This window comes from Dyadobacter sp. BHUBP1 (genome assembly GCF_050587785.1).
Taxonomy (GTDB): domain Bacteria; phylum Bacteroidota; class Bacteroidia; order Cytophagales; family Spirosomataceae; genus Dyadobacter.
In genome coordinates this window covers 1,021,372-1,044,574 of sequence record NZ_JBOBIH010000002.1, presented here as the reverse complement: position 1 = coordinate 1,044,574, position 23,203 = coordinate 1,021,372, and the positions used below count along the sequence as shown (strand labels likewise).

Here is a 23,203-nt window from a genome sequence, read left to right as displayed (position 1 = left end):
GGTGTTTTTAGGTCTTCAACGATTTCACCGGATTCGTTAAGGCTGCTTTGATGGCCTGACTACTCACAGTAAGCAATGCGATGATTACCGCCAGCGCACCCGCGCCAGCAAACATCCACCATTGCAGGCTGATCTTATAGGCAAAATCATTCAGCCAGCGATTCATGAGGTACCACGTAAGCGGGGTGGCTATCACAATGGAAATAAGGACGAGTTTCACAAAATCTCCGGACAGCAATCCAACAATATTCGGCACAGAAGCACCCAGTACTTTTCGCACGCCTATTTCCTTGATACGCTGCTGAGCGGCAAATGCGGCCAGACCGAACAACCCCAGGCAGGAAATCAGGATGGAAATGATGGTGAAGGCATTGACCAGCCTGGAAGTACGCGCGTCGGCTGCGTAATTTTTCTGAAAATCCTCATCAAGGAATGTGTATGCAAAAGGTTCGTTGGGTACGAGAGATTTCCATTTGCTTTCTATAAACGGAAGCGCAGCGGCCGCATCTTTACCTGCGATATGGGCAATCAGGTAATTGTAGCTTGGATTCATATTCAGGAAAAAGGCATATGGTTCAATGACCTTGTGCAAATCCTGAAAATGGAAATCTTTTACGACACCAACCACCTCCACCGAGCCGGGTGTATCTCCTCCGTTGTTGAACAGAAACTTCTGCCCTACCGCTTTATGTAACGGGACATTGAATTTGCGGAGCGTGGCCTCGTTGACTACGATTTTATAATTCGTATCTGCCGGAAATTCCTTCGAAAACATACGACCCACAACCGGCTTGAAACCCATTGTCTCCATGAAATCCGGCGCTACCCAATTCGTTTTGATCAGATTATCATCATTCACCGTTTGCCCCGGCAAGAATACTGACATGTCACTGGGATTGAGAATGCCCGGATAATAGGCAGTTCCGGAAGCGGCCGTTATCCTGCTGTCCTGCAAAAGCTCATTTTTTAACGCCGTATAAGCCTGCCTCGCCTCCTGGCTCCTGAACGGGATCACTATCTGCTGGTCTTTGGTAAAACCGAGCGGCTGATCCTTCATAAAGCGGATCTGGCCTTGAATAACGATCGTTGCCACTACCAACCCGATCGAAATCACAAATTGGAACACCACCAGCCCCCGGCGCAGCGTGATCGCTGATACCGAGTTCACAAACCGGCCCTTAATCACATCCAGCGGATTAAATACCGACAAATAGAATGCCGGATAACTCCCCGCCAGCAAACCGGTAATCAATGCGAGCAATATAAACCCACCGACAATTTTCGGTTGCAGGAGTTCATGCAAATCCAGTGATTTATCTGCAAGCTGGTTAAAGAATGGTAGCAGCAACACCACAAGGGCCACGGCAATCACCAGTCCAATGAACGTCAGTACCATCGATTCACCGAGGAACTGGCCGACCAGGCTGCCCTTGTTCGCCCCCATCACTTTACGCATGCCTACCTCGGCAGCCCGTTTTGCGGAGCGCGCGGTGGCCAGGTTCATGAAATTAATACAGGCGATCAGTAATGTAAATACGGCAATACTGGCCAGAACGTACAGATAAGTCGAACTTGTAGTGGATGAGACAATCCGGTCAATCTGGCTGAAAAGGTGTATATCCCGTACCGGAAGCAACGCCAGTTTCTTATCATATCCCGCGATTTTCAGATCCTTCCGCGCATACTTATCGATGAATGCAGGCAATTTCGCCTCGAACGCTGCTCTATCCGTGCCTGGCCGGAGGCGCAGGTAATGATAAAACATGTTGTTGTTGGTGAAATTGAGGTCAGGCTGCCGCAGGTAATCCCCTATCCAGCCCACTTGGAACGTCACGAAATAATGTGCATCGATATGAGAACGGCCGCTTTCGTCACGGAACACGCCGGTTACTTTGAAATTCTCGTTGTGGCCCGTCTTGCCGCCCACTTTTACCGTGCGGTTCAATGCGGGTTCATTACCGAAGAGCTTTTGAGCAAGGGCATCGGAAAGTACGATGGAATGCGGATCAACCAGTGCCGTGCGCTGATCTCCTTCCAGAAATTGGTAGGTAAAAACATCAAAAAACGTCGAATCGACGTGTGTTCCTTTGGTTTCATAAAATGAGAGCGGGCCTTTTCCCGGCTGCTCCACCGTCAGCAATGCCTTATCTTCCAGGAAATTCTGCCAAAGGCGCGTCACCTGTACCACTTCCGGGTATTCGGCTTTGAGCGCGTGCGCATAAGGTGCCGGCGCGCGGGGGTTATCCATTTTCTCCCCGTTCGGCTGTACATTTTCGGAGCGGACCAGGTACAAATCATTAACATGCTCCTGATGCTTATCGAACGAGACCTCGCTCAGAATATACAGCAGCAGGAGCATGCAACAGGTCATCCCGACCGACAGGCCGAAAACATTGATAACGGAGAACATCTTGTTTTTCAAGACATTCCTCCAGGCAATTTTCAGATAGTTCTTGATCATGGCTAGGTCATTGGATTGCATTCCGGTTTATCTGAAATGAAGAATTGTGCCAGCACAATCACAATCGCAATAATTTATTAATAATCAGGGCATTACGCCCAATATTAAACAACAAAGGTGTCCACTATCGGACACCTTTGTTCAGTATTGGACTGGACTCAAAGAATTTAATGTGAAAGTGGTTCTTGCCTTACGCTCCTTACACGGATAATATTCACTTTACGATTGACGTCGTCGATCACATAGGTAACCCTTATGTTGTAGACCTCAAATGATCTAAACGCTTCGTCGCCATCGATCCTAAACTTATCGGGAGTATATCGTCTTGGTTCCGATTTAAGATTGGCAATGCATTCCGAAATCTTCTTTTTTACTTTCAATGCATTCTGATAGGAATCTTTGCGGATATAAATAAAAATCTCCTTGAACTGAATCAACGCCTTTGTATCCCAACGAATTTGGTAGTAATTATCTACCATCCGTTAATCTCGGCTTCTGCTTCCTCCTGCGTCAGATATCTTCCAGACTTAATTCTGGCCAAGGCCTCATCCAGCTCTGCATTGTATTGCTCAATGGAAACTCTTTCGCCATGGTCAGGTTGCTTCAACTTCAAAAAAGCCTCAATAATGCCGAGCAACGACCTTTTTTCGCCTTCTCCTAACAACGGCAGATAGCTTACAATTTCTGAATCTATTGTCCTTGTGCTCATTTCCGGAACATTTTAGTCAATAACATCACGACTAAATATCGTTTACATAATATTAAATGTAATCAATTTCCAGTAGTTATCCACTTACTCACTCCTTAGACTCTTCACAGGATCTGCCAACGCAGCCTTAATACCCTGAAATCCGACCGTCAGGACTGTGAGTGCCAATGCGCCCAATGCAACAAGTACAAAAACATACCAGGGCAGACGGACGTGGTATTCGAAACTCGCCAGGTATTTGATCACAAACATGTACGCCAGAGGCAATCCTACCAGCATTGCAATGACCAGCAAAATGATAAAATCACGGGAAAGAAGCATGGCAATCCCCTCCACACTGGCACCGAGCACTTTGCGGATACCGATTTCCTGGGTACGTTTGCTCGCGGCGAGTGATATGAGGCCAAAAATAGTTGACAGGGCGATGACAATGGCCAGGAACGTCACAAAGTTGACCATTTTCCAAATCCCGTCGAGGTCGTTGTACTGCCGGTGCGAGTTCTTCCTGCATATAGAAAAACTGGAACGGGCGTTTGGACGGTATTTTCTTCATTTCTCTTTCAAGCTCCGTTAAAACGCCTTTTGCCTGCAAAATATCGGTAAACTTCAATGAGAGGTAGCTGTTCAAGCTTGGGGGGGAAAGGAGGAAAGAGAGGAAGAAGGAAGGGGAGAAAAGGGAAAACCCATCCTCCTTACTCCGTTCTTAAAGACTTAACAGGGTTCAACATGGCCGCGCGGATGCTCTGATAACTTACTGTCAGAACAGCGATCGCAACTGCCAGCACCGCCGCCCAGGCAAAATAGGTCCACGACATGGGAATACGGTAAGGGAAATCCTGCAACCACAAATTCGCCCCGTAATAGGAAATCGGAAGTGCGATAACGATGGAGATGACGACGAGTTTCACAAAATCCATTGAAAGCAGCGCCGTAATGCTCGCTACCGACGCTCCAAGTACCTTGCGGATCCCGATTTCTTTCACACGTGTCTCGGCATTGAACGTCGCCAGCCCGAACAAGCCAATGCAGGAAACAAAAATCGACAATACCGCAGCGAGGGTGATCATCTGCTTCCATTTAGCCTCGGATTCGTAGCGTTTCAGGTTTGCCTCGTCTTCGAACTTGTACTCAAAAGGCAGATTTTTGATATGGTTTCTGAAAATTTTCTCAATCGCCCTGATCGTTGCCGGCGTGTCCTTGCTATCCAATTTCGCGATAATGGTGCCGACGCGATAGTTTGGATCCTGGGTCATCACCAAGGGGGCGATGGTATCTTTCAACGACGCATAATGATAGTCGCGAATCACGCCGATGATTTTCATTTTCTTATTTTTCCATTCGAAATTCACCTCCTGACCGATCGGTTTTTTAAGCCCCGCGCGCTTCACAAATGCCTCGTTGACCACAATCGCTTCCTCCGGATCGGTAGAAAAGCTCTTCGAGAAATTCCGGCCTTTCAGCAAGGGAATCTGCAAAGCACTAAGGAACTCGTCGCTTACACCAATGTAACCGAATCCAATCTCACGGCCGTCTATTTTCGCAACTGTTCCGTTATAACTCCCATTAAATGCAGCCACCGAGGCAATACCTGATGTACCTTTCAATTCATTTTGAACAACCTCCATAACCTCATTGCCCGGCCCCCCGCGCCCCAGACTGAAACTTATCAGGTTTTCGTCGTTATAACCCAGGTCTTTGCTGGTCAGATATTTGAATTGAGAATAAATCACGATGGTGCCAATAACGAGGCATACCGACAATGCAAACTGAAAGATGACCAGCCCTTTCGTCAGGTAGTTTTTCTGCGTAAGCTTCGTGCGGTTGTAAAGCGTCTGCACCGGGCTGAAACCGGAGAGTACCAGTGCAGGGTACATGCCGGCAACGAGGCCGGTCATGAGAAACAATGCGACATAACCCGATACGAGCCCGGTATCCAGCAAATACGAAAGCGCAAGCTGCTTGTTAGCCAATTCATTAAAAACCGGCAACGCGATTTGTGTGAGTGCAATAGCCAGCGCAAATGCAAGAAAGGAAAGCAAGAACGATTCGCCCAGAAATTGGTACACCAGCTGTTTTCGTAAACCGCCCACCACTTTCCGTACGCCGATCTCTTTCGCCCGGTTAAGCGAACGCGCTACCGTGAGGTTCACAAAATTGATACAGGCGATCAATAAGATAAAAATCGCGATACCCGACAAAATATAGGAATAAATAGGGCTGCTGCCATGGTCGAGGCCGTTGCGCAGGTCGCCGTTATTACTCTGCAAATGCATATCCAGGAAGGGCATCAGGTCGAAAGTAACATAATTTCTGATCTCCCTCCCCTGACTAGCCTCGGCAGTTACTTTGCTTTTCGAGACCTGATTCATTTTACTCACCACCGCATGGTAATCAGCCTTTTCATGTAGCAAAACGAATGTATTCATATAAAAGCCCATCCATTCGCTGTCGGTCCAGCCTTTTGCTTCCTGGTATGCAAAGGGCAGCACGGCATCGAACTGGATCGACGAGTTCTGCGGGCAACGCTTCGCCACGCCGGACACGATGAAGGGCTCAAACTCATCTCCGACTTTGAGGTGCATTGTGTGCCCCACCGCATTTGTTGAACCAAAATACTTTTCAGCCAGGTCTTCGCTCAAAACGATAGAATGAATGTCTGAAAGGACCGTTTTGGGATCGCCGGAAAGCAGCGGCATCGAAAAAACCGAGAAAAACGGGGCGTCTGCAAACAGCACATCCTCTTTCAATACCTCATTCCCCTTTTTAATCACAAAAGAATTGGTCTGCGCCCGGATTATCTCTTTAATATCAGGGATATCCTGTTTGAAAGTCGGCCCGTGAATAGCATTAGTGCTTCCGAATGTGCGGGTTTCATGCTCGTCCTTGCTCGTGACCATCACCCGGTACAACCGGTTCTTGTTCACCTGAAACCGGTCAAAACTCACTTCGTCTTTCGTGTACAGCACGATGAGCATGCAGCAGGTAAGCCCCAGCGACAGGCCGGCAATGTTGATCACCGAGAAAACCTTGTTCCTCGTGAGATTTCGGATGGCGATTTTGAAATAGTTTTTTAACATGGCTTTATTCAGATTTCAACGACTTCACCGGGTTCATCAGCGCCGCTTTAATGGCCTGAAAGCTGACTGTAAACAGCGCGATCACTAATGCGGCCACACCTGCGACGGCAAAATACCACCATTCCATTTCGATACGGAAGGCGTACTTTTCAAGCCAGCCCGTCAGGAAATACCAGGCAACCGGGAATGCGATGACCGCCGCGATGCCTACCAGTTTCAGGAAGTCTGCCGACAGCATTCCTACCAGGGTGGAAACACTGGCACCCAGTACCTTCCGTACCCCGATTTCCTTCGTTCGCTGCTCCGCGGTAAATGCGGCCAGACCGAACAATCCCAGGCACGATATAAAAATGGCCAGGAATGCAAAGTAGTTGGAAAGCTTACCGACGACCATTTCGGCTTTATAAAGATTGCCAAATTCCTCATCTGCAAAATGGTATTTGAAAGGCGTACCCGAGTTATACCGCCGGAAAACTCTTTCCAGGCTTTCTATCGCCTGCTTTGTCTTACCCGCCTCCGCACGTACCATGCCTACGCCCCAGGCTTCCTTTTTGGGTTGAAGGCTGATGATCAAAGGTTCGATCGCCACGTGTAGCGAGCCGATATGAAAGTCCTTCATCAATCCGATGATCTTGCCCTTTTTACCCCACATCGTCAATTCCTTGCCCACCGGATCTTTATAACCGATCTTCTTCGCGGCGGCCTCATTTACCAGATAATTGGAAGTATCTGTCCCGAATGAAGGGCTGAAATCGCGCCCGTCCAGAAGCTTGATTCCCATAGTTTCAATAAAATTGAAACCTACCGGGTTTACATTAAAAAGCAATTGCTTGGTAGTATCCTTACCGGGCCATTGAACCCCCATTGTAGAGCTGCCATACGCCAGCGGACTCGCCTGCGACCGCGCCACCGACTTGATACCCGGTTCTGCTTCGAGTGCTTGCTTGAATGCGTCGAAATTGGTACTCATGGTATTTTCGATATCGGGAATGTAAAGCAGGTTTTCCTGACTGAAACCGAGGTTCTTATGCTGAATAAAATCGATTTGCCGGTAAATAACAATCATCGAGAGGATCAGCAGGATCGACAACCCAAACTGAAATACCACCAGCCCTTGCCGGAAATAAGTAGCATTGGGCTTGAATTTCAAAGCCCCTTTCAAAATCGTAACCGGGTTCAGCGACGACATGAACAATGCCGGATAACTGCCGGCCACCAGGCCGGTGATTAATGTCAATGCTAAAAGCAGCAACAGGAAGGCCGGATCCAGGAAGTCTAGGGAGAGTTGCTTTTCAGTCAGCACGTTGAAGCCTGGTAACAACGCCAGCACAATCGCTATCGCAACCACCAGCGCAAGCAGCGTAATGAGGATCGACTCCCCCATAAACTGTCCGATCAGGCTTGTTTTATAAGCGCCCACTACTTTCCGAAGACCAACTTCTTTCGCGCGTTTCACTGAGCGGGCGGTGGCGAGGTTCATGAAGTTAATGCAGGCGATGATCAGGATAAATATCGCCACGACCGTAAACATTCGCACGTAGTCGATTCGCCCGCCGTTCTGCTTGCCCGCTTCCCAGTTCGAATACAAGTACGATTTCCCGTAATTGATCAGGAACAGGTCGACGTTACTGTCCTTGTTTTTAGTTTTGATATAATCCTTGATCTTCGCGTTGACCTTGTCGATGTCCGCATTTTTGGCCAGCAGCACCGCACAGCGTGGGCCGTTGTTGCCCCATTCTTTTGCCCATGGTGCACCTTTGAGCCACCTGTCGTAGCTCATCATGAAATCGAATTTCATGGACGAATACCGTGGGATCTCTTCCAATACGCCGGTAACCACCACATCATCCTTATTATCGACGCGCATGGCCTTTCCGATCGGATCCTGGCCTTTGAAATACTTGTCGGCCAATTTTTGGGAAATTACAATGCCATCGGGACGCTTCAGTGCCGTACGGGCATCGCCTTGTTTGAGCTTAAACGAAAACATCGTCAGGAAGTCCCCCTGCACATAGCGGCCCTTTTCATTGTCATACACATTGCCGACCTTCAAAACCGGTGATTGTTCCCATAGCACCTGACTGGCCTTTTCGATCTCCGGAATATCCTTTACGATATTCTCCGCCAAAATCCCGGGCGTAGCTGCGAAGGTGTTGATCTCCCCGGAATAATGCTGGTTTTCCATCACCGAGTATAGTCGGGCATCGTTCTCGTGAAACCGGTCCATTTTGATCTCGTCTTGTACCCACAGCATAATCAGCAAGCTGCAAGCCATCCCAAGTGCCAGTCCAAGGATGTTAATCGAACTGAACATCTTGTTTTTCAGCAAATTCCGCCAGGCGATTTTCAGATAGTTTCTAAGCATACCGTTTGTTCATTGGTGATGGAATAAATAGGATGTGCAATATGTTATTGGATATATTTGATTGTCTGTAAATACAAATGCTATGGAACTGGTCAGAAAAATTATCGTCCCGACGAGTACAACCTTTACTTTGACGCTTCCCAAAGAAATGATTGGGAAAGAAATCGAGGTGGTTGCTTCCGAAGTAAAGGCGCCACGGGTGCTAACCGAACTTGAAAAGCAGCAGCGCATAGAAGCTATCGAGGCTATTTTCAAGGACAGTCGCGTAGACCTCAGCAACTTCAAATTTGACCGCGACGAAGCGAATAACTATGACGACTAATATTGCGCTGGACACAAATATTTTACTGTATTTGTACGATGCAAATGATCACACTAAAAGACGTGTCACTGAAGGTATTGTCGCTTCCTCTCCAATTATCAGCACACAGGTGGTCTCCGAGTTTATTAATGTTACGAAACGGGCGCTAAAACTTCCAAAACAGGAAGTTCTGTATAAATGCAACCTCATTTTTGACCGCTGTCAGATTATTTCTGTTGATCAGGATATTCTCGATCATTCGTATTATCTGCTGAAAAAATATGATTTTCAGATCTTTGACAGCATCATAATATCTTCTACCCTTGCTGCCGGCTGCGACACATTGTATTCCGAGGACTTACAGCACAGCCAGCTCATCGAAGGGAAATTAACGATTATTAATCCCTTCCGTAAAGGCCGGTAACCTACTCCGACTTCAACGACTTTACCGGGTTCATCAGCGCGGCTTTGATGCTTTGAAAACTGACCGTAAGCAATGCGATCACGATCGCGAGCAAACCCGCGGCGGCGAACATCCACCAGGCCAGGTCAACGTGGTAGGCGAAATCGCTGAGCCAATGGTTCATACCAAACCAGGCGATCGGGCTACCGATAACGATAGCGATGACGATCAGTTTAATAAACTCTTTGGATAACAGGGCAACAATATTCACCACACTCGCTCCCAATACTTTTCGAACGCCAATCTCCTTCGTACGCCGCTCGGCAGTAAATGCAGACAGTCCAAACAGCCCAAGACAGCCGATGACAATCGAAATCACAGCAAAGGTGACAAATATCTGCCCAACCCGCTGCTCGCTCCGGTAGACGTTGTCGAAATCCTGATCCATAAACCGGTAGTTGAAAGGCTGGCCAGGCGCCATTTTCTTCCACAATGCTTCCACCTGCGCAACGGTATACGGAGCATCACCGCCCTTCATACGGAACACGACCGATCCCGAGCTTTTATAAAGAATCAGACTCAATGCACCTATATTTCTTCGTAGCGATTCGAAATGGAAGTTTTTCACTACTCCGATGATCGTATAGTCAACCCGTTTCGTTAATGCAGCATCTTCGTAACCAAATATCTTCCTGCCAATCGGATTTCCCTCGCCCAGCACTTTCGCGGCAGCTTCGTTGATGATAATGCCCGTGGAGTCTGATGGAAAAGCTTCGTCGAACGCGCGTCCGCTCGCCATTTGAAGCCCCATTGTTTTCACAAAATCGTAATCAACAGCCCATTTCTGCATGTTGATACCTTTATCCTGTTGCATTTGCCCAACCGGGAAAAAAGTATGATCGGTACGGGAAGAGGGTGTTGGGAGGAAGCTGGTAACCGTGGCGCTTTCCACATTCGGAAGCTGCAATACCTGCTCTTTAAATGCTTTCACCTGATTATTCAATGCGTAGGCGTCATTCACAATCAGCATTTGATCTTTATTGAAACCCAGTTTCTTGGTTTGAATGTAGTTGAGCTGGCGGTAAATGACGCCCGTGCCGACGATCAGCATTACGGAAATCACAAATTGAAATACCACCAACGCATTGCGCAGGTAACCATTCCCCTTGCCTTCCAGTTCGATCGTGTTTTTCAGGACCTTCAATGGCTGAAATGCGGACAGGAAAAATGCCGGATAACTGCCGGCCAACACCCCAACTATCCCTCCCGTAAGCAGCAGTATTGACCAAAACCACACATTCGTGATCGGGAACTGGATTTGCTTGCTGGCGAGGTTATTGAACAGCGGCAATGCGAGGTAAGCAATCAGCATCGCGAGTGCGAGCGAAAAAAAGCTGAGCATGATCGACTCGGTCAGGAACTGGCTCACCAGCGACGACCGCTCCGAACCTAATGCTTTGCGTACCCCTACTTCCTTCGCCCGATTGGCCGAACGAGCCGTAGCGAGATTCATGAAGTTGACACAGGCAATGGATAGCAGGAAAATCGCTACTACCCCGAAAATATACACGTATTGGATATTGCCATTCGCATTGATCTCGGCCGTACGATCCGAATGCAAATGAATGTCTGTAAGCGGCATCAATGTATAAACCAGGTAATTGCCCGATTTCCGGACTTCATCCAGCGTGGATCCCAGAAAGCTCTTGATCCACTTGGAAGTATATTTCTGCAAAACAGTTTCAAAATTCGCTTCAAACTGCTTCGCGTCAACGCCTTCACGGAAAAGAATGTAAGTATTGAAATTATGGCTACCCCATGCATTTTGCCTGCTTTCCTCGGTCGAGCTCATGGAGAGTAACATATTCACATTGCGCATGTGCGATTGTGCGGGTATATCACGCATGACGCCGGTAACTGTATACGTAGTACTATTATCGACGGTCAGCGCCTTCCCCATCGGGTTGGCGTCTCCGAAATATTTTCGGGCATCTGTTTCCGAGATGACGACAGTTTGCGGGTTGCGCAATGCCGTATTCGGATCACCTTGCAACAGGGGAACCGGGAAAACTTTAAAGAAGGTCGAATCAACGTAGAATACATGATCTTCTTTCAGATTATCAGTCGCATCGGCACGTCGCACGAGCTGGCTGCCGTTTTCACGCATGCGCACCACCTGTTCGATTTGCGGGTAATCTTTTTTTAGTGTAAATGCCAAAGGATCGGGCGCTACTGCGAGCGCCATATCGGCACCGCCGAAACGGATATCTGCATTGATCCTGTAAATACGGTCGGCGTTCGCAAATGAGCGGTCGTAACTTAGCTCGTCTACCACATAAAGCGTAATGAGCAGGCAACTTGCCAGCCCAAGCGACAAACCGAATATGTTCAGAAACGTGTAAAACTTGTGTTTACGCAGGTTTCGCCAGGCAATTTTCAGATAGTTTTTCAGCATTATTTCAAGCTATTACATTTCCATGCCGTTCCCTGGCAGGCCCATTTCACTTTCAAAATTTTCGATGATCCGCTGCCGTTCTTTCTCCGATTTCTCGGTAGCATTCACCGTCTTTTCGTAGATATACTCGTCACCATCCTTCATAAACCGGTACTTGATGAACATCTCGCCGGTTTCGGAATTGTAACGCACGTGTTTGGAGAAGTCTTTCGGATACTTCGAAGCAGATTCTTTCATAAATCCTTTCCCCGACGACACCATTTCGGCATTCACTTCATTGGAAGAAAATGCCATTGTTTCAGGACTTTCATCGGAGGCACCATCATCCGTCCATTCGCCAGCCGAAGGTTCAGGAGCAGCAGGCGGTACTGGTGGTTTGGGCTTGCGTTTAGACGAATGCGACGCGACGGCAACCGATTCCTTGCAAACGCCTTTGGGGGCAGGCAATTCCAGATTTCCCTCGGCTATCGAAGACAATACCTTGTCGCGCAGCGCCTCGCGGTCCTCCTGGCTCATCCCCTCCACATCGAACGTCTTGTCGATATCAACGTCTTTCCCGTCCAGTGTCCCGGATATTTTGATGGACAACTTTTTACCATCGTCGTCGATGCTTCTGCTCAGGTAAGCCCTTTTCTGGGCAATGGCCAGTGTACTCACGCCGGCCAACAGGATGGTTAGGATTTTTTTCATGGTTAGATTTGGCATATTGTTCAAACTAGCTCTGGCACCATTAGGGAGCCCCTCACTGCATTCCAGGAGGCGTCCGCCCCCGCATCAAATGTTCCTGCTATAAAGCCGCGCTAGTCGTCAATAGCCGGAGGAATTCTAAACATGTATTTTTTCAGTCACGATCTTGCCGTCGAACAGGTTCACCACGCGGTGCGCGAAACCGGCATCATACGGTGAGTGCGTAACCATCAGGATCGTGGTTCCGGCGGCATTCAACTGGCTTAGCAGGTTCATTACCTCTTCACCATTTTTGGAGTCGAGGTTACCTGTCGGCTCATCGGCCAGGATTGTCTTGGGAGTCGCAACTACGGCACGGGCAATGGCGGTGCGCTGCTGCTGCCCACCCGATAGCTGCTGCGGGAAGTGGTTGCGGCGGTGCATCATGTTCATGCGGGTAAGCGCAGCCTCCACTTTCTCCTTGCGCTCTGCAGGAGGTGTTTTGAGGTACAGCAACGGCAGCTCTACGTTTTCATATACCGTCAGCTCGTCGATCAGGTTAAAACTCTGGAACACGAAACCGATATTCCCCTTGCGGATCTGCGCGCGCTGGCGTTCCGACATTTTGGCCACCTCCGTGCCATAAAACTCGTAGGAACCTTCGCTTGGATTATCGAGCAACCCGAGAATGTTCAGCAAGGTCGATTTCCCGCAGCCGGAAGGGCCCATAATGGCTACAAACTCGCCATCCTTAATTTCCAGGTCGATACCGTTGAGGGCAGTTGTTTCTACTTCTTCCGTAGAAAACACCTTGTGCATGTTGTTAATCTTGATCATTTGTTTTCTGGCTGTCGGCTGTCGGCTTTCGGCTTTCGGCCTGGGTTATGATAAAAAGGTTTTAAACTTCGGCTGTCGGCGATCGGCCTTGGGCCCTGGTACTGTTAATTCATTAACTAAAGGTTCCTTCAAAAAGCCGGCTGCCGATAGCCGACAGCCGAAGTCTTTTTAAAATTCAAGTACTTCATTATCTCCAAAGTTCTCATACGAGCTGGTAATTACCTTCTCACCTGGCTGCAAGCCTTCAAGAACTTCGAAATATTCAGGATTTTTACGGCCTAATGTGATCTTGCGTTTCGCGGCGCGTTTGCCACCGTCGGCTACTACGTATACCCAGTTTCCGCCTGTTTCGGAGAAGAAGCCACCTACCGGCAGCAAGGTTGCCTGCGAAGGCTGGCCGAGTTGCAAACGGATCGGAGCCGACTGCCCTCTTTTAACCATCTCCGGCGCACCGTTGTCGAATTTCATGTCTACTTCGAAACGTCCGCTGAGGATTTCAGGATAGATCTTGATGATCTTCAAACCGTAGTCTTTTCCGTTGAACTCCATGGAGCCCGTCAACCCGACAAAAATCCGTGATAAATAGTGCTCATCCACGCTGACACGCATTTTGAAACCATTCAAATCGTCGATCTGGCCTATATTTTGTCCCTGGCTGATGTTGGAACCAACCTCTATATTCATAGATGACAGCAGACCGGATACCGGCGCTTTTACTACGAGGTTGTCTAGCGTCTGGCGCCACAGGCTTACGTTTTTCTGTGTACTGGCCAAGGTCCCTTCCAGCTGCGTAATCTGCATTTTGGCGTTCTCTTCCTGGTATTTCTGCGATTCGATCTCAATTTCGCGCTGTCTTACCAGTTTCTCGTAATCCCGTTTCGTTTTCAGGTAATCGGCCTCGGGGATCACTTTGTCTTTATAAAGCTTCACATTACGCTCATGCGCGTCTTTTGCCTGGTCGAGCTGGAAATCGAGGTCGCTTAATGTTTTTTGGAGTGTAAAACGCGCCACTTTCAAGTTCTGCCGCGTATTTTGAAGATCGTTTACCAACCGGCTGGCTTCCGTTTCCGATTGCAGGAAGCTCAGTTTGAGATTCTGGTTTTCGAGGCGGAGCAACACATCGCCCTGTTTCACCATATTACCGCCTTCAATGAGTTTTTCTGTCACATATCCACCCACAATCGCATCGAGCTGGATAGTTTTAAGCGGTTGAACCACCCCGGTCACCACAATAAATTCGTCAAATTTACCTTTTTGAACCGTCGATATCGTCAGTTTATCCTGTTCCACATTCAACTTGCTTCTTGTGTCGGCAAAAAAGAACTGGTATATCAGGAAAGCCGCCAGCAAAACGCTACCACCAATGATGCTGATGCGTTTGGTATTCCAGAATTTCTTGGGTTTGACTCGGTCCATTGATGATCCTCCGGAAAATCCGTTACTGGTGCTTGTCGAGTTAGGTGTCTTAACTTCCATTATATGCTAGTGATTGAGTTCGCTTTTGTATTTGGCTTTACTAATCCAATCACTATGCCAAAGAAGGCAATGCTATATAAGCTATTGAAAATCAATACTATTTAAATTCAGAACACCACTAAAATTGTTCGTTATCGGACAAATTTGTTCGGGCGCGGACAAGCCTTTCAAGCCGCCTTTTTAAGGTAAAATAGTGACATTTTAGCTTGTTAGGAAATAATATTTCAAATTGCGTCCTTATCTTGACAAATAATTGCGTTAAGTCCCTATCCGGCAGTGTCAACCCGCCTGCGCACCACAAGAAAGAACAGCCATGCTACTATCAGAAGCCAAAATCCTGATTATCGACGATGATGTTGATGTACTCAGTGCCGCCAAACTTTTACTGAAACGGCACGCCAAAGCAGTCGACATTGAAAAGAATCCCCAGAAACTGCCATTCCTCGTTACCAACGGAGATTATAATCTGATCCTGCTCGATATGAACTTCACACGCGATGTGAACAGCGGGCGCGAAGGTTTCCATTGGCTCGACCGCATCCTCGACATCAATCCAGCCGCGAAAGTGATCATGATCACCGCTTACGGCGACATTGAAATGGCGATCCGGGCGATAAAGGCCGGTGCCATCGATTTTGTACTGAAACCCTGGGAAAACGACAAGCTGCTGGCGACAATCAGCACGGCGCTGGAAGGCGGCAAGGACAAAGTGATGCCCGTGCCGGAAGAAAAGAAAGATGATAACAAGAAAAATAACAAACCCGTCGGTGACACCATTGTGGCTACCAGCGACAGCATGCGACAGGTCCTTGTTACCGCCGAACGTGTAGCCTCGACCGATGCTAATGTGATTATCCTCGGCGAAAACGGCACCGGTAAAACGCAGCTTGCCAGGCACATACACCAGTATTCCAAACGCGCCGACAAACCATTCGTGGCTGTGGATCTGGGGGCGATCAGCGAAACGCTTTTCGAAAGTGAGCTGTTCGGCCACGTAAAAGGCGCATTTACAGACGCGAAAGAAGACCGCGCGGGGCGTTTCGAGGAAGCTAAAGGTGGTACGATTTTCCTCGACGAGATTGGTAACCTTACATTACCGTTGCAGGCCAAGCTGCTCACCGTCATCCAGGAACGCAAAGTAACCCGTGTCGGCTCGAACAAGCCCATCGCACTCGACGTCCGCCTCATTTGCGCGACGAATATGAATATCGAAAAAATGGTGGCCGACAAAACTTTCAGGCAGGATTTGCTTTACCGGATCAATACCATCGAACTCGAACTACCGCCTTTGCGCGACAGGCCCGAGGATATCAGCGCATTGGCCGATTACTATCTTAAACAATACGCCAAAAAGTATAACCGCCCCGTTAACGACATCAGCAATGCATTGGTGAAGAAAATGCAGCAGTACAACTGGCCGGGCAACATCCGTGAACTGCAGCATGCCGTAGAGCGAGCGGTGATCCTTTCCCAGGAAAAAACCTTGCAACCTGATGATCTTTTCCTCAAAAGTTCCGCCGGGCAGCCTGCTACCGCCACCGGTTTCGACCTCGAAGACATGGAAAAAACGATGATCATCAAAGCACTGAAACGCTTTAATGGAAACATCACCGACGCCGCCCGTGAGCTGGGACTCAGCCGCGCAGCACTTTACCGGAGGATGGAGAAATACGGTTTGTAATCCATTTCAAACCGCGCGGAAGTACAAACTTGGCATGTTTTTTGGGTTTAAATTGAATATAAGACTCAACTGCGTTCCAATTTTGTATTTCCGATGACCCAATCACTCCCCATATTCATCCTCGTTTTCTGCACTCATTTCCTACTTGCCCAAACCGGCAGCATCAAACCGGTACCGCTCAAAAACGTTAAAACTACGCAAGGCTTCTGGCACGATCGCGTGGAACTGGCGCGAGCGGTAACGGTACCTCATGCATTGCACCAATGTGAAGAAAGCGGCCGGTTCGATAATTTCGCGGTGGCCGGCGGGTTGAAAAAAGGGGTATTCAAAGGGGCAAGATTTGATGATTCGGATGTATTTAAAGTAGTGGAGGGTGCTTCTTATGTACTTCAAAATCAATACGATCCTAAACTGGACCGTTACCTTGACTCGCTGATCACGCTTTTCGCCGCGGCGCAGGAGCCGGACGGTTATCTTTACACGATCCGAACCATTAACAAGGACACCACCGGATCCTACGACTGGATTGCCGGCCCTTATCGGTATTCGTTCGAGAATGGAAGCCACGAATTGTACAATGTCGGGCACTTGTATGAGGCCGCAGTGGCACATTATGAAGCCACGGGCAAAAAAAACTTGTTGAATGTGGCCATCAAGAATGCCGATCATTTGGTGAAAACAATAGGCCCTAAACCCGGGCAACTAGTCGTGGTACCAGGCCATGAGGAAACGGAGCTTGCATTAATCCGCCTTTACCGCGTCACCGGCAAAAAGGAATACCTCGAACTTTCGAAATTCTTCATCGACATGCGCGGCCGCTCTGACAAACGCACGCTCTTCCTCGACGAACATAAGCTCGGCCCAGCGTATTTCCAGGACCAGGTACCCTTCGTGCGCCAGCGCGAGGCCGTCGGGCACGCCGTGCGCGCGCAATACCTGTACACGGGTGTAGCCGACCTGCTCACCTTGCAGCCTGATCCGAGAAATGACGCTGCTATTCACGCAATCTGGGACGACGCCACATATAAAAAACAGTACATCACCGGCGGAATGGGCGCCCGGGAGGACGGCGAAGCATTCGACAAACCCTATATTTTACCGAACGACAACGCCTACGCCGAAACCTGCGCCGCCATCGCAAATATGCTATGGAACCACAAAATGTACTTGCTCACAGGTGAGGCAAAATACATGGACGTCTTCGAGCGAGTGCTTTACAATGGGTTTCTGGGTGGAATGGGCGTGAAGGGCAACAGTTTCTTTTACGTAAATCCAATGTCGTCCGATGGCAAAAACGATTTCAACAAAGGATCCGGCGCAGTGAGGCACGAGTGGTTCGGTACTGCCTGTTGCCCCACGAATGTCTCGCGTTTCCTGCCCTCCATGCCCGCCTACATGTACGCAACGCAGGGCAATGCATTGGTGATCAATCTATTTGGCGATACCAAAGCAAATATTACGCTTCCAAATACCCCGGTTCAGGTTACCCAGCAGACGCAATACCCGTGGCAAGGAAATATCCGCATCCAGGTCGATCCTGAAAAAAGCGGTGCATTCCCGCTGCACATACGCATTCCCGGCTGGGCGAATGGACAGGCTATCCCGGGGGATTTGTATAGTTATGAAGACAAGCTGGTCAAACCCGTCGTCTTGACCATTAATGGTAAAAGAACAGAAGCTGCCATTGAAAACGGCTATCTAAAATTGAGTCGTACCTGGAAAAAGGGCGATGTGATCGAACTAGTACTGGATATGCCGATACGCAAGGTAATTGCCAGCGAAAAGCTGAAAAGCAACCAGGGCAAGGTCGCGATCGAGCGCGGGCCGGTGCTTTACTGTGCCGAAGGGCACGACAATGGTGGAAAGGCGCTGGCAATCAAGATATCCGGAACAGAAGAATTTACACCTACTTACCAGAACGAAATGCTAGGCGGCATGAATGTATTGAAATCCAAAGAGCAAAACATTACATTGATCCCCTACTACGCCTGGGCCAACCGCGGCGCAAATGAAATGACAATCTGGTTTGACAGGCAATAATAACGGCCGACCACTTTCAACGGTCGGCTGTCAGAACATTATTTTCTCTCCAAATTCTTCTGAAACGCCTCCACATCCTTTAATTCCCCGTCCATTACCAGGTTAATCTTACTATCGTTTAGCACTTCACTTTGAGATTTGATTTTACTTTTAAAATAGAATGTAAACGGCAATTCTTTTCCTTTTCCGATCATTTGTGCCCCTGCCTTAATCACTTTTCCCAAACTCACTTCCAGCGGAATTTCATAAATGTCTTTAGTTTTTGCTTTCAGTTTGGTAATACCTTTCACAGCGCCTTCTGCGAAACGTTTTTGTTTACCCAGATCCATAGCATAAACCGGATCCTGAAATTCCAGCGAGAACGGGTTCATATTACTTACTTCCACTTTCACCACAATATCCGACTCCTTCAAACCCAACTTTTTGAATTCATAACCGGCCATTTTGACCACTGGCAGCCGGTAAAGCGGTAATCGCTTGTCCATTTCAAGCACGAGCGAATCCTTTCCCAGCAGCGGTTTTTCGAAATGCAGGATCGTTTTGAAATGATAATCGGCGCTATCCCGACCCTTGCCTGCCTCTTCGTCACCCTCCACCCGCAGGTTTCGGATTTTCACCTTGGCAGGCAATGTCAGCAAGGAGCTGGCGGCTGCATTCACTTCAAGGGGTTTGCTGTAATGATCCTCCACGATCGTCCGGTCATTCATTCTCACGACATAATTAATCGCTTTCAAATGCATCCCGATCGGAAGCGGATTGTGGACGAGTGTCTTGAGTTCCATCTTAATAGTGCTGTCAGTGATCTCGCCGATATGCGCTATGCTCATTTCCACGCGTGGTTTTAAACCGGAAACCGGGTCAGGATCGCTCTTTCTGAAAAAATACCAGATTGCAAATGCCGCCGCCCCAATCAATACCAGGATCAGAATCCATTTAAATACATTTCCGTTGTTCATGCGTGTCGTTCAGTTAATGGAAGCTCCCGTTCAAAAAGCATTCCTGTCATTTTCACGCCCGTGCCACACGTATATGTGTAGGAAACTCGTCATACCCGGTCGAAACATTTCAGATAAGCTGGTTTTCCACTTTGGTATGGGTTTTTAAAGAAAGGGCGGCAATTGAATGGTGAGTGCCATTCTTTTCATCCAAACCACGACCATTAAAAACCAGTATTATGAAAGCGACAAAAAGCAAAACTGCTGCCAAGCAAATCACCGAGACGGACAGTGAAAAGTTGAAAGAACTATTTGTAGACGGCCTGAAAGACATTTACTGGGCTGAAAAACAACTCGCCAAGGCCCTGACCAAAATGTCGAAAAATGCGACTTCGGAAGAATTGAAGGCTGCATTCGAACAGCATACAACCGAAACCGAAGAACACGCCACAAGGCTCGAACAGGTTTTCGAAAGAATTGGCGAGAAAGCGCAAGCCAAAAAATGCGCGGCTATGGAAGGGCTCATCGAGGAGGCTAACGAAATCATTGAAAACACCGACAAAGGTACCATGGTACGCGACTGCGGGCTGATTATGGCCGCTCAGAAAGTGGAACATTACGAAATCGCTTCGTACGGCACGCTGCGTAACATTGCGCGCACGTTGGGCCACAGCGACGTAGCGGATCTGTTGCAACAAACGCTTGACCAGGAAGGTGAAACCGACCATAAGCTCACCGAACTGGCGGAAGCCTATGTGAATGAGGAAGCAAGTGTAGAGTAAAGGCTTCTGCCTTTTATAAAGCAGAGAGGCGATCGGGATTCCCGACCGCCTCTTTTGCATTCAAAATATACATCTACACCAGATTCAATTTACCATGATCGCCGCCGTCGGGCGTGGAGCCCGTGATTACCGCTTTAAGCATCGAGAGGAATACGACCATTTTGGAAGAAGTGCTATCCCAATACGCAGCCTCTTGTGTGGTAACCCTCAGGACCGCCAGGTCGGGATCGTCTTTCCCGCCCGGAAACCAGGCTTTCGACATCAGGTTCCACAGCTCCTCCTTGCGGCGCTCGCTTTCTACGATGGACGCCGTACCGGAAACGCTCAGGTAGGTATTGTTTTTAGGGTCTGAGTAAATCAATGTCACGGTGTCCCCATATTTTGCATCCTTCACTAATCCGGTGTGACGGCTAGTGAAGAACCATACATTCCCCTCGGCGTCGATATCGAGCGTCGTCATCGGCCGCGACACGATCTTGCCGTCTTCGATGGTCGTGTACATGCAGAACCGGATGTCTTCGGCAATCGATTTCAGTTTTTTAATGGCCTGATTATCCTCAAAGTCCTTTTCCATAACCGTTGTTTTTAGATCTGTTGATATTTTGGTTTGAATCCAAACCTGTAAAACAACCGTTCCAAGGATTTGCCTAAAATTCGAGGCGATAGTTCAGGATCGGCAGCATGCCTGTCTGGGTTATCAGCTTCACCCGATCTTCTTTCTTGTTGTAGTATCGATCAAATGCGTTCAACCGGTTGGTCACATTCTGAATATCCAGCGAGATGGTCGAAGTCGTCCGCTTTTTGTTTTTGGTATAACTCACCCGCAGATCAGTGCGGAAGTAGGCTGGCAGTAGTTCCGAATAGCTCCGCGACCAGTCCCGCTCTGTACGGCCTTTCTCTCTTGATTTTTCGAGGTCAACCGGCGTGGTACGGTTGCCGCCTGCCGCGAGAAGCTTGATATTCGCTGCGAAAATGTTGGTTTTATTCTTGCTTACCCGCCATTCCTTACCTGCCAGTAAATTCTGCACATATTTCCCATTGAAGCGGCTGTCTCGCTCGATACCGTCACGGCCGGTGTATTTGGATTGGTACAATGAAGTCGTGCTCATAAGGTAGATACCGGCGGTGAGCGATTTTTCGACAGTCAATTCCAAACCGTAACTTCTTCCCTTGCCGTCGCTCGTCAGTGAATCGCTCACGAAACCGCTGATCTCGTTCAGCTGTGAATTATGAAGCAAATAAGGCGTGGTCGTATTCGGCGGACCGATCGGGATATTATAATGATGCTGGTAATACGTTTCCGCAAGCACTCGCCAGCTCGCCGACGGCCGGAACTCATATCCTGCCACCAAATGGGCCGATTTGGTCAGTTTCAGGTTTTTATTTAGCAAATCGGTTTTATCATCCGATACTTTCACCTGGGCAAAGTAGGTAGAAATAGACTCCGTTTTGCTATGCAACCCAGCGCCGAAACTCAGGGTTGAGCGCGGTGCGACTGCCCATCTCACACCCACGCGAGGTTCGATCGAATAACGGTTGTTGAGCCCCAGCAACATGCCGTGCAAGCCCGCATTCAGTGTAACGGTAGGCGTTAAACGCGATTTCCATTGCGCATAGGCCTGAAACAACTGGGTATTCCCTTTCCGATCCACATTGACTTCATACGGACCGTCTTCATTGTCTTTGTCATACAGGTTGAAATCCAGGTGGTTGATGATCACGCCCAACCGCACCGTGTTGCGTGCGTTGAGTTTGTAATTATATAAAGAGGAGAGCCTAAGTGCCTGGTTTACAAACTTCTGCTGGTAGGTAGCGTCGATATTTTTGTCGTAAAAATCACCTGTCTGGCTCGTGGCCGAATAGGAAACGATATTTTCCATGTAGGATTTGCCATTGATATAGCGGAGGTAATTCACGCCGACCATCCCGCGGTTGGACTTAAAAGTTTCCTTCATGTCATCGTCGTCGACTTTGGACGTGCTCATACCCCCTAACCCCCATACACTCACCACCACCTTGTCGTCGTAAGGAATATATACTTTAAAAGCGCCATCCTGAAAATCAATCGAAGCATCGCCGTTAAGGTTAACGCCGATCTTATTAAGAACGGACAGTGTAGAATAGCGGTAATTGGCCAGATAAGAAGCGCCGCCCTTCGCGCCAATGGGTCCTTCGGCAGCGAAATCGAGCCCGAGAATGCCGGCTTGCATCGCATATTCGCGTTTTTCATTGTTCCCTTTTCTGAGTTTGAGGTCAAAGACACCGGATGTTGCATTACCATATTCTGCGGGGAAGGCACCAGTCAGGAAATCGGAGTTGCCGAGTACGTTGGCGCTCAACGCGCTGATGCCCCCGCCACTTGCGCCTTCCTGCGCGAAGTGGTTTGGATTGGGGATTTCGACGCCTTCCATGCGCCACAACATCCCTTTCGGGCTATTTCCGCGGATAATAAGTTGATTACTACCGTCGTCGGTCGCAGCCACTCCGGCAAACGACATGGCCATTCGTGCCGGGTCATTCACCGAAGCAGCGAAACGCTTCGTCTGATCCACGGTAAATGAGCGGCCACTTACGCTCACCATGTCGTTCAAAGGTGCCCCGTTCTCCTTTTGTGCTTTCACAACTACTTCATTCAGAGCACGAAACGATTCAGTCAGTTTGATATTCAATTCAACTTCCTTGCCCGATCCTACATTGATTTCCTGCACGAACGCGTCGTCATAACCGATGCTGGTAATTTTAAATGAATGACGTCCGACAGGCACTTTCTCAATGCGGAAATTCCCGTCGGTATCAGTCACACCACCGATAATTGGCGTCACGGAAGTCACGATCACATTCGCCCCGATCACCGGCTGCTGAGATTCCGTATCGACGACCCGTCCTTTGACGGTCTGGGCAGGCTGGGCAAAGGCCAGGGCGCTCACGGCCCCGGCCATTAAGGTCAAGATAAATTTTTTCATGGCTGGTTGTTTTGTAATTCTGACAACTCAGCCTGACGCGCCCCTAAAAATT

18 protein-coding genes are annotated in these 23,203 nt (G+C 48.6%); 5 read left to right on the top strand and 13 right to left on the bottom strand.

Translation table 11 applies throughout. The annotated features are described in order from the left end of the window. Positions 1-7: 7 nt before the first annotated feature. The 6 genes from ACQ4MZ_RS11120 to ACQ4MZ_RS11095 form a co-directional block, all read right to left on the bottom strand. On the bottom strand, positions 8-2,461 hold the full coding sequence (locus tag ACQ4MZ_RS11120) for an ABC transporter permease (protein WP_430845010.1): 2,454 nt from the start codon (positions 2,459-2,461) through the stop codon (positions 8-10). A gap of 167 nt (positions 2,462-2,628) precedes the next feature. Then, complete coding sequence (locus ACQ4MZ_RS11115) at positions 2,629-2,940, bottom strand: type II toxin-antitoxin system RelE/ParE family toxin (protein WP_430845008.1); 312 nt, start codon at positions 2,938-2,940, stop codon at positions 2,629-2,631. Then, entirely contained in the window at positions 2,934-3,170 is a 237-nt protein-coding gene (locus tag ACQ4MZ_RS11110; protein WP_430845006.1) for a hypothetical protein, read from the bottom strand. Before ACQ4MZ_RS11110 ends, ACQ4MZ_RS11115 begins: the two co-directional genes overlap by 7 nt. Before the next feature lie 84 nt (positions 3,171-3,254). Continuing rightward, positions 3,255-3,629, bottom strand: coding sequence for an ABC transporter permease (locus ACQ4MZ_RS11105; RefSeq protein WP_430845005.1), 375 nt, complete (start codon positions 3,627-3,629; stop codon positions 3,255-3,257). A 233-nt stretch (positions 3,630-3,862) separates the two neighbouring features. Continuing rightward, positions 3,863-6,247, bottom strand: coding sequence for an ABC transporter permease (locus tag ACQ4MZ_RS11100; RefSeq protein ID WP_430845003.1), 2,385 nt, complete (start codon positions 6,245-6,247; stop codon positions 3,863-3,865). A gap of 4 nt (positions 6,248-6,251) precedes the next feature. Continuing rightward, positions 6,252-8,612 (bottom strand): ABC transporter permease, encoded by a 2,361-nt coding sequence (locus ACQ4MZ_RS11095; protein ID WP_430845002.1) that lies wholly within the window; start codon positions 8,610-8,612, stop codon positions 6,252-6,254. Between the two features lie 82 nt (positions 8,613-8,694). Here ACQ4MZ_RS11095 and ACQ4MZ_RS11090 point away from each other — a divergent pair, with 82 nt between their 5' ends. Both ACQ4MZ_RS11090 and ACQ4MZ_RS11085 read left to right on the top strand, forming a co-directional pair. Next, positions 8,695-8,934 (top strand): hypothetical protein, encoded by a 240-nt coding sequence (locus tag ACQ4MZ_RS11090; protein ID WP_430845000.1) that lies wholly within the window; start codon positions 8,695-8,697, stop codon positions 8,932-8,934. Continuing rightward, positions 8,924-9,337 carry a PIN domain-containing protein gene (locus ACQ4MZ_RS11085; RefSeq protein WP_430844998.1) on the top strand — a complete coding sequence of 138 codons (414 nt, stop codon included), beginning with the start codon at positions 8,924-8,926 and terminating at the stop codon, positions 9,335-9,337. The genes ACQ4MZ_RS11090 and ACQ4MZ_RS11085 overlap by 11 nt, the downstream gene beginning before the upstream one ends. 1 nt (position 9,338) lies before the next feature. Here the strand turns inward: ACQ4MZ_RS11085 and ACQ4MZ_RS11080 are convergent, their stop codons facing one another. The 4 genes from ACQ4MZ_RS11080 to ACQ4MZ_RS11065 form a co-directional block, all read right to left on the bottom strand. Beyond that, entirely contained in the window at positions 9,339-11,771 is a 2,433-nt protein-coding gene (locus ACQ4MZ_RS11080) for an ABC transporter permease (protein ID WP_430844997.1), read from the bottom strand. A 12-nt stretch (positions 11,772-11,783) separates the two neighbouring features. Continuing rightward, positions 11,784-12,461, bottom strand: coding sequence for a hypothetical protein (locus ACQ4MZ_RS11075; RefSeq protein WP_430844995.1), 678 nt, complete (start codon positions 12,459-12,461; stop codon positions 11,784-11,786). A 135-nt stretch (positions 12,462-12,596) separates the two neighbouring features. Next, positions 12,597-13,274, bottom strand: coding sequence for an ABC transporter ATP-binding protein (locus ACQ4MZ_RS11070; protein WP_015814280.1), 678 nt, complete (start codon positions 13,272-13,274; stop codon positions 12,597-12,599). Between the two features lie 168 nt (positions 13,275-13,442). After that, on the bottom strand, positions 13,443-14,690 hold the full coding sequence (locus ACQ4MZ_RS11065) for an efflux RND transporter periplasmic adaptor subunit (protein WP_430845361.1): 1,248 nt from the start codon (positions 14,688-14,690) through the stop codon (positions 13,443-13,445). A gap of 373 nt (positions 14,691-15,063) precedes the next feature. On the opposite strand from ACQ4MZ_RS11065, the gene ACQ4MZ_RS11060 reads away from it, so the two are divergent. Together ACQ4MZ_RS11060 and ACQ4MZ_RS11055 are read left to right on the top strand one after the other, a co-directional pair. Beyond that, positions 15,064-16,431 (top strand): sigma-54-dependent transcriptional regulator, encoded by a 1,368-nt coding sequence (locus tag ACQ4MZ_RS11060; RefSeq protein WP_430844994.1) that lies wholly within the window; start codon positions 15,064-15,066, stop codon positions 16,429-16,431. 93 nt (positions 16,432-16,524) lie between these two features. After that, entirely contained in the window at positions 16,525-18,471 is a 1,947-nt protein-coding gene (locus ACQ4MZ_RS11055; protein WP_430844992.1) for a glycoside hydrolase family 127 protein, read from the top strand. Positions 18,472-18,509: 38 nt separating this feature from the next. Here ACQ4MZ_RS11055 and ACQ4MZ_RS11050 read toward each other — a convergent pair whose 3' ends face one another. Beyond that, on the bottom strand, positions 18,510-19,427 hold the full coding sequence (locus ACQ4MZ_RS11050) for an LEA type 2 family protein (RefSeq protein ID WP_430844990.1): 918 nt from the start codon (positions 19,425-19,427) through the stop codon (positions 18,510-18,512). 218 nt (positions 19,428-19,645) lie between these two features. Here ACQ4MZ_RS11050 and ACQ4MZ_RS11045 point away from each other — a divergent pair, with 218 nt between their 5' ends. Continuing rightward, positions 19,646-20,188, top strand: a complete 543-nt coding sequence (locus ACQ4MZ_RS11045; protein WP_430844988.1) for a ferritin-like domain-containing protein — start codon at positions 19,646-19,648, stop codon at positions 20,186-20,188. Between the two features lie 73 nt (positions 20,189-20,261). On the opposite strand, the gene ACQ4MZ_RS11040 is transcribed toward ACQ4MZ_RS11045, so the two are convergent. Continuing rightward, positions 20,262-20,762, bottom strand: a complete 501-nt coding sequence (locus tag ACQ4MZ_RS11040; RefSeq protein WP_430844986.1) for a pyridoxamine 5'-phosphate oxidase family protein — start codon at positions 20,760-20,762, stop codon at positions 20,262-20,264. Between the two features lie 73 nt (positions 20,763-20,835). Further along, a complete protein-coding gene (locus tag ACQ4MZ_RS11035) occupies positions 20,836-23,151 on the bottom strand; it encodes a TonB-dependent receptor (protein ID WP_430844984.1) in 2,316 nt (771 codons plus the stop codon). Positions 23,152-23,203 lie beyond the last annotated feature (52 nt).